The organism is Halalkalibacter okhensis, from assembly GCF_000787375.1.
Classification (GTDB): Bacteria; Bacillota; Bacilli; order Bacillales; family Bacillaceae_D; genus Halalkalibacter; species Halalkalibacter okhensis.
Genome location: NZ_JRJU01000039.1, coordinates 34140 through 40930, shown reverse-complemented (window position 1 = coordinate 40930; position 6791 = coordinate 34140). Strand labels below are relative to the sequence as shown.

At 36.7% G+C, this 6791-nt stretch carries 7 protein-coding genes; 4 read left to right on the top strand and 3 right to left on the bottom strand.

All coding sequences use genetic code 11. From position 1 onward, the window contains the following. On the top strand, positions 1-1799 hold a 1799-nt coding region (locus LQ50_RS19965; protein WP_152608267.1), incomplete at its 5' end, for a right-handed parallel beta-helix repeat-containing protein. After that, positions 1753-2259, top strand: a complete 507-nt coding sequence (locus tag LQ50_RS24505) for an EccA family type VII secretion system protein (RefSeq protein WP_052144887.1) — start codon at positions 1753-1755, stop codon at positions 2257-2259. The genes LQ50_RS19965 and LQ50_RS24505, both read left to right, overlap by 47 nt. Before the next feature lie 314 nt (positions 2260-2573). On the opposite strand, the gene LQ50_RS19960 is transcribed toward LQ50_RS24505, so the two are convergent. From LQ50_RS19960 to LQ50_RS26350, 3 genes are all read right to left on the bottom strand, one after another. Beyond that, entirely contained in the window at positions 2574-2951 is a 378-nt protein-coding gene (locus LQ50_RS19960) for a hypothetical protein (protein ID WP_034632681.1), read from the bottom strand. Positions 2952-3056: 105 nt separating this feature from the next. Then, positions 3057-3254 carry a hypothetical protein gene (locus LQ50_RS25255; RefSeq protein ID WP_152608266.1) on the bottom strand — a complete coding sequence of 66 codons (198 nt, stop codon included), beginning with the start codon at positions 3252-3254 and terminating at the stop codon, positions 3057-3059. A gap of 414 nt (positions 3255-3668) precedes the next feature. Continuing rightward, positions 3669-3797, bottom strand: a complete 129-nt coding sequence (locus tag LQ50_RS26350; protein WP_272913740.1) for a hypothetical protein — start codon at positions 3795-3797, stop codon at positions 3669-3671. Between the two features lie 560 nt (positions 3798-4357). Here LQ50_RS26350 and LQ50_RS19950 point away from each other — a divergent pair. Together LQ50_RS19950 and LQ50_RS19945 are read left to right on the top strand one after the other, a co-directional pair. After that, positions 4358-4627, top strand: a complete 270-nt coding sequence (locus LQ50_RS19950) for a hypothetical protein (protein ID WP_034632675.1) — start codon at positions 4358-4360, stop codon at positions 4625-4627. Positions 4628-4706: 79 nt separating this feature from the next. Continuing rightward, a complete protein-coding gene (locus LQ50_RS19945) occupies positions 4707-6569 on the top strand; it encodes a hypothetical protein (RefSeq protein ID WP_034632673.1) in 1863 nt (620 codons plus the stop codon). Positions 6570-6791: the final 222 nt, after the last annotated feature.

Genomic DNA, 6791 nt, shown 5'->3' with positions numbered 1-6791 from the left:
TTGTAAGCAATCAAGGCCGAGGTACAATTGAGCATTGTGAGATTTACGAAATGAAGAATCCAAGCGTTGTCATTAAAAAGAAAGGAAATCCCATGATAAGGGAATGTAAGATTTACGACAACGAAAATATAGGACTTTGGGTAAAAGAGAACGGACAGGGAACCATTGAGAATTGTGAGATATTCAAAAACAGATCTGAGAATGTTCTAATTGAAAGTGAAGGAAATCCGGTAATTAGGAGGAGTAAGATTTACGAGAGCGAGGAAAGTGGCATATGGGTAACAGAAAAGGGACTTGGAACGATTGAGGATTGTGAAATTTATAGCAATACGAAAGGTAATGTGGATATCGATAATGAAGGAAACCCTACTATAACAAGAAGCAAGATTTACAAAAGTGCTGAATCGGGCATTTGGATAAACAACAAGGGGCTTGGCACAATTGAAGATTGTGAGATTTATGAAAATAAAGAACAAGACCTTGTTGTTTCAGAAGATAGTAACCCGACTATTATTGAAGTTAAGAGGCAACAGGAGCAAAGGCAGTCGATTGAAACGGAATTGGTAGGGGCTACCTCGTCCCCCTCTTCACCAAGTTTAGATGAAGTATTGGCTGAATTACATTCTTTAATTGGTATGGAGAACATTAAAGAAGAAATTCAAAAAACAATTGAATTTGTACAATTTAACCAAGACCTAACTGAATTCGGTATCGAAGCAGCAGAGGATATAGGGGCAGCACATACGGTTTTTTATGGCAATCCTGGAACAAGGAAAACAACGGTTGCTAATCTATTAGGAAAGCTGTATAAGGCGATGGGGCTTTTAACAGAAGGTCATGTCGTTCAAGTGAATCGAGAAAAATTAGTAGGAGAATATATAGGCTCAACTGCTCCAAAAACACAGAAGAAAATCGATGAAGCAATCGGTGGCGTTTTGTTTATAGATGAAGCATACGAGTTGACAAACAAGGGGGGAAATAATGATTTTGGTCCTGAGGCGCTAGCCCTCTTACTAGAAGAGATGGAAAACAGAAAAGGGGAATTTATAGTTGTTGTGGCTGGGTACAACCAAGAGATGCACCAGTTCCTAGAGGTGAATCCAGGTCTAAAAAGCAGATTTACACAGTTTTTTGAACTTCAAGATTATACGCCAGATGAGTTGGTCCGTATTGCCAACAAAATGGCCAATGATAAAAAGCGAAGTCTCTCAGAAAGTGCAGTGGAGCTTTTGCATAAACATTTCACAACGTTATGGAGAAAGCGAGATCGTATGTTTTCGAATGCTCGTCTTGTTCGTAATTATGTTGAAGGGATGCTTCAGGTTCAGGCACAAAGATGCCGGCAAATACCGAAAGATCAATGGACGAGGGAATTTTTATTAACCTTAACAGAAGAGGATGTAAAAGCTGTATTACCGAAAGAGGAAGAAAAATTGTTTGATCTACCAATTAACGAGGAGTTGCTTTTTGAAGCGTTACAAAAGTTACAACGGATGGTCGGCATGAATGAAGTGAAGAGGGAAATTGAGAAGCTCATCACACTTGTTCGCTTCTATAGGGAGGAAGGAAGAAACCTTGAGGAACTTTCTCCTCATACGTTGCTTTTAGGAAGCCCTGGAACCGGGAAGACAGAGGTAGCTCGTATAATCTCAAAGATATACGAGGCTCTTGGAATCCTAGAGCGAGGAGATTTGATTGAGGTTAATCGAGATAAACTAATCAGTGCTTATCAAGGTGAAAGTGAACGGCTAGTTGCTTCATACATTAAGAAAGCGATGGGGGGGAACGCTTTTTATTGATGAAGCCTATCAACTGACTCAATACGGTAAAAGTGACCCAGGACATAAAGTCATTGAAGTATTATTGAAAAGCATGGAGGATGACCGTGGCAAATTTATCGTGATTGTAGCTGGGTACAAAGAGAAGATGGAACAATTTTTAAATAGCAATGATGGTCTACGAAGAAGGTTTGTACGCCATCTTGAATTTGAGGACTATTCTCCAACTGAATTAATGGAGATAAGCCAATTAATCTTGAAGGAAAAAGGGTATTCGTTAGATGAAGAAGCAACGAGCAGTCTTTTCACATATTACAAAGAAGCTTATGAAGTTCGGGATCAAACATTTGGAAATGCTGGATTTGCTCGGAATTTAATAAATGAAGCCGTCAAGAATTTGGACTACAGAATTGCGAAAAAACCAAAAGAAGAACGTACTCAAATAGAGATGAAGACCATTTTGATGGAGGATATTTTCTAGTTAGTCAAGTGAGTCAAGGGGGGAGCGCGGGGACGGGTCTCGTGTTCCCGACTGACTGATACCCTCCCTCTTACACCTAGGTATATATGTATTTTGTCGTAGCAATTGTCGCGCTAGTTACCAAAACAAAGAAGTAACCGCCCCGTTATCTTACCATGAAATGGGTGGTTACTTCTTTTTTGATACATTCAATTCTGGTCAATCGCTCTTCATGCGGTATGTAGTTGCGTTGACCAGACTTTCATGAGATTATTAAATTTGTCTAATATAAATAATCGTGGAAGCACAAGAATCCGCCCTTGTGTTCATATACTTTACCACTTAACTTCATAGGTTTCCTGAAACTTCTGCGCTAATTCAGGGTGTTCTGTTAGACTAAAAGCATCTAATACGGTTTTATTATTTTGGTAAACTCTAACAATAAACTCTTCTCCATCAGCTTGGGCTAAATAAAACTTTCGTAATTGAGGATTCGCCTCGGTACCCACATACTCAAATGTTAAATCACTACTACTTGGATTGATTGCTTCAATCATGTTAGCCTCAAGTGTACTCTTTTGTTGAGCGCTCGCAAATGAAATCATTCCAATGAAAAATAAAGATGAAACAACGATAAATCCAATAATCCCTTTAGTAATACTTACATTATTACCAGTATTTATTTGTGTTTTATTATTTACAACTGTTTGCATAGTAGCACCTCCAAGTTTTTTAAAATCAATATACCTCTACACTTACAACTCATTTAATACCGACAATTACATGGTCAATTTAACTCAATACCAATTACGGCGTCTTCACTTTTTCCTTACGTTTACCCCTAGATGATGAGTTAAATGTTCATCAAAGGTTAACGACTCTCCAAGAGGGTTTAAATCAAAATCATAAGCATGTAAAGTAGTTGTTTGATAAGGCGCATTATTTGTTGTAAGGTATAGAGTATCTGTACCTTGACCTATAATTAAATCTCCTTCTGCTTGGCTTGTTTTATCCACTCCATTCTCATAAAGAGGTTCCGCTGTAACTACATCTAGCCTCTTGATGGTCCTACCGCTACTTTCACCAAACAAATAATTCGTGTTCTGATCAAAATATAAATTTTCTGTAAAGCTTCCACTAGCACTACTAAATATGTTATGAGGCAATCGCACTTATAGGCATAAGTACTACAAGATAAGCCCCAAAAAATAAGTACCCAAAACCTGAGACATTATCAAATATCGGTGTTACATAGATAATGGTAGTAAGCATGAGTAATGTGAAAAGTGGGGTTACGTCCCAATAGTATACCCGCCTACTAATACATAATGGAGCCATTAACGCTGGAATAAGTAGAGTTACCACTGATAAGATCGTACCGAATATAAAGGCTAGTATGATTGTCCAGAAGTAATTAAAATAGAGATAATCTAAAAACCTCCAAATAAAGCTATTATTGCAACAACTCCTGCTATTCCTAATAAGGGAAGTAGGTGTCCTTCCTCATGAACTTCTACAACCTTACCAAATCCATCTGTCTTTACATGATATTCAGGCATGAATGTCCTCCTTAAATATATTTTTTATGGAATATCAGGAAATTTTTTACAGGTAAAATTATACACTTAAATGTATGTATTTAGTACAGGATTTTGATAAATATGTAAAAAAATAGGATCTTTGATATAGACGACTGGTTGCTAGGTTAAGTAATTTAACTTTTAACATAATAATGTCAATTGAATAGTTGGGTAACTTGCTATTTTCAGGATGAGATCCTGTTGTTTGCTTATGGTTAGTTCAATTTACCTAAATAAATAGATAAAAATTTAAAGTATTGGTAGATTTTAACTATAAATTGTTTATATTTCAAAAAAGAACAAGTATAATGTTCTATAATTACCAAATAAACCTTATCTTTAGTAGAGGTTTGCTGAAAATCCGTTACTTCACGTTAATCAACATTTGCTTCTTTACTTAAAAACACACCAAAACCATGGACCAAATCATTGTTAACGACGATAACTGTCAATGATGTAAGTAAAGTATTGCTGAAAAATCAAGTGAAATTATATAAAGTAATCCAGGGTTGTCAAGAAGGTTTGGTCGTAGATTAGAGTTGGAAGATTATAAGCCAGATGAACTGTTGATGATCGCGCATTCCTTTGTAATAGAATTAGGATATAAATTATCAGATGAAGCTAATTATGCTTTGAAACAACAAATTGATAGTCTTTATTATAATAGGGATAAAAACTTTGGAAATGCAGGGGCGATAAGAAATATCGTGAAGAATCTTATAAGTTCAGTGGATTATAGAGTTTCACAAATTCCTGTTAACGAAAGAGACAAGATGGATAAGCGGCTAATACTTGAGATTGATGTCTAGATGTAAGTATTGGGTGATTAGAAACCATTGAGGTTCGCTTGTTAATAATAAAAATGTAAAGGTAAAGGGTGTGTGCAGGATGAGGAAAAAAATCCTCAGCATAACGTTAACGATGTTACTAATAGTTGGTTGTAGTCAGATAACATCTAGTGGTGAAGAAGACTTGGGCGGGGCAAAGTCAAATCAGAGCAAGAATGCGAATCAAGAAAAAGTAGAGCTTGTTGTTGTAGAAGAGAAAAAGCCAATTGAAGTTTCAGACCCATTTATAGCATACAGTACATCGGATGGTGTCACATACTTTAATCATAGGAATGGGACGTCCCAATCGATCTCAGCTTTGCGGGATGAGGAATGGTTATTTGTTGAAAATGAGTTAGAATTTCAAATTGAATATCCAACGACCAACTTTTTACATCATAATAATTTCTATTATATCGAGAATAGAGGAGATACTTTTGATATTACCAATTACCAACTAAATCTTGACGGAACAACCGAAATAAGCAAAATTTATACAGCGTCAGATGAAATTGTTCATAGAGCCAATTCAACAATGGGGGCTGGGTTAATCGTCGACAACGGAAGTGCATTCATCCCGTTTAAGGAACCTAATCAAATTGAAATGTTCCTTGAAAGTGGTCCTCCACCAGATTTTGTTAATACTGAAACGAAGCAAAAGTTTAACTTAGAAAATGATTGGGTAGCGATAGACAATTATGTGGATGGGAGAAGAAATGACGGAATTCGGGTTGAAAGCAATGACACCAAAAACTATTATCATGTGATTGATGATCGTATGCGTATTTATCAAATTATTGAGAATTTAGAAGACCGTACGTTTGAAATTACATTATTAAATGAAGAGTTAGAACCGTTACTTAACTCGCTACAAATAGACAATGGGGGGCTGTTAATCGATAAAATTGAGACAGATGGTAATAGGGTTCTTATCTGGTCAAAAACAGAAACTAGGTATGTTTTACAAAGAACGATTATCGAATTAGATGGAAATTATGTTCCGGATTACCCTAATAAAACGGAAATTATGGTTAATGGCAGTTTGGATTTCCAAGAAGAGGTCGAAACAGCGTTGTCTCTGTTAGAAGAGAAAGCACCGCTTGATTATCGACGATTACAGAGGTTTCTTGCTAACGTAGAGGAATCAGATCAGCATTACGAAGATATATCGACTAATTCTAAAATTTATTTGACTCCAGATGAAATGAATAAGGGCACCGCTTATATAGCGACTATTCTTTCGGCTTTAGCTTATAAGGCAGAAGCATGGTATGAAGGAGAGGATGAACATGATGATTTTAAGAGGTTTTTGGAAGAATATCAACTCTCCATTTATTTGACACTTGAAGGAGACAGTCAGGAATTTATCGATTCTCTAACTACTAACATCAAAGAAGAGCAAGACAATTACGGGTATGAAAATACAACAAAAGAAGTTAATGAAATGATTGGGCAATTAGCACAAAATGCTCAATCCAATGGATTGACAGTCGTTGACTTACTTGATCTTTCTATCACAGGAAGCGAGCAAAAAGAAATCTTGGCTGTGTTCTTAGATGAAGAAGGAAGTCATCCAATAACGATCATTGAAGTATATGGCTATAACGGACAGGGTTGGGATAAATTATTCAATACCGAAATGGAATTTATTTATGGACAATATTTTTTAGATGATAGTTTCCTAGGAGATTCAACAAAACAAGTAATGATTGGCGGAACAGATGGGGGAGCGATGCTGAGCTTTTTCTTCTTACTAATAGGAAGCAAAGATGGCAAAACCATTGAGATACTTTATGATGCAGTTGATGAGCATTACCATCCTGTTAATAGCTTTGAAATGGATGGGGATAGCCTTGTTATCTACGACGAAGAGGGGATAGAGAGTCGATTATTTTGGAATGGAACAGAGATGGTTGTGGACTAGGGACATAAGGGGACAGGTGCGTTGTCCCCTATATAGGAGGGTCAAGGGTCCCTCGATCCAAGAGCGGTGAGATGGTTTCGTGCTGATGTAACTCATTGATGCCATTATAGATACAGGTGCATTTGCTAGTTTCAATGAAGCGCTAATAGGTGGTATTCGGTTCTTGTTTAGTGTTGACAAACCAATAAGGCTTTAAAAGGTGGAGACCCATGTATTTGTGCA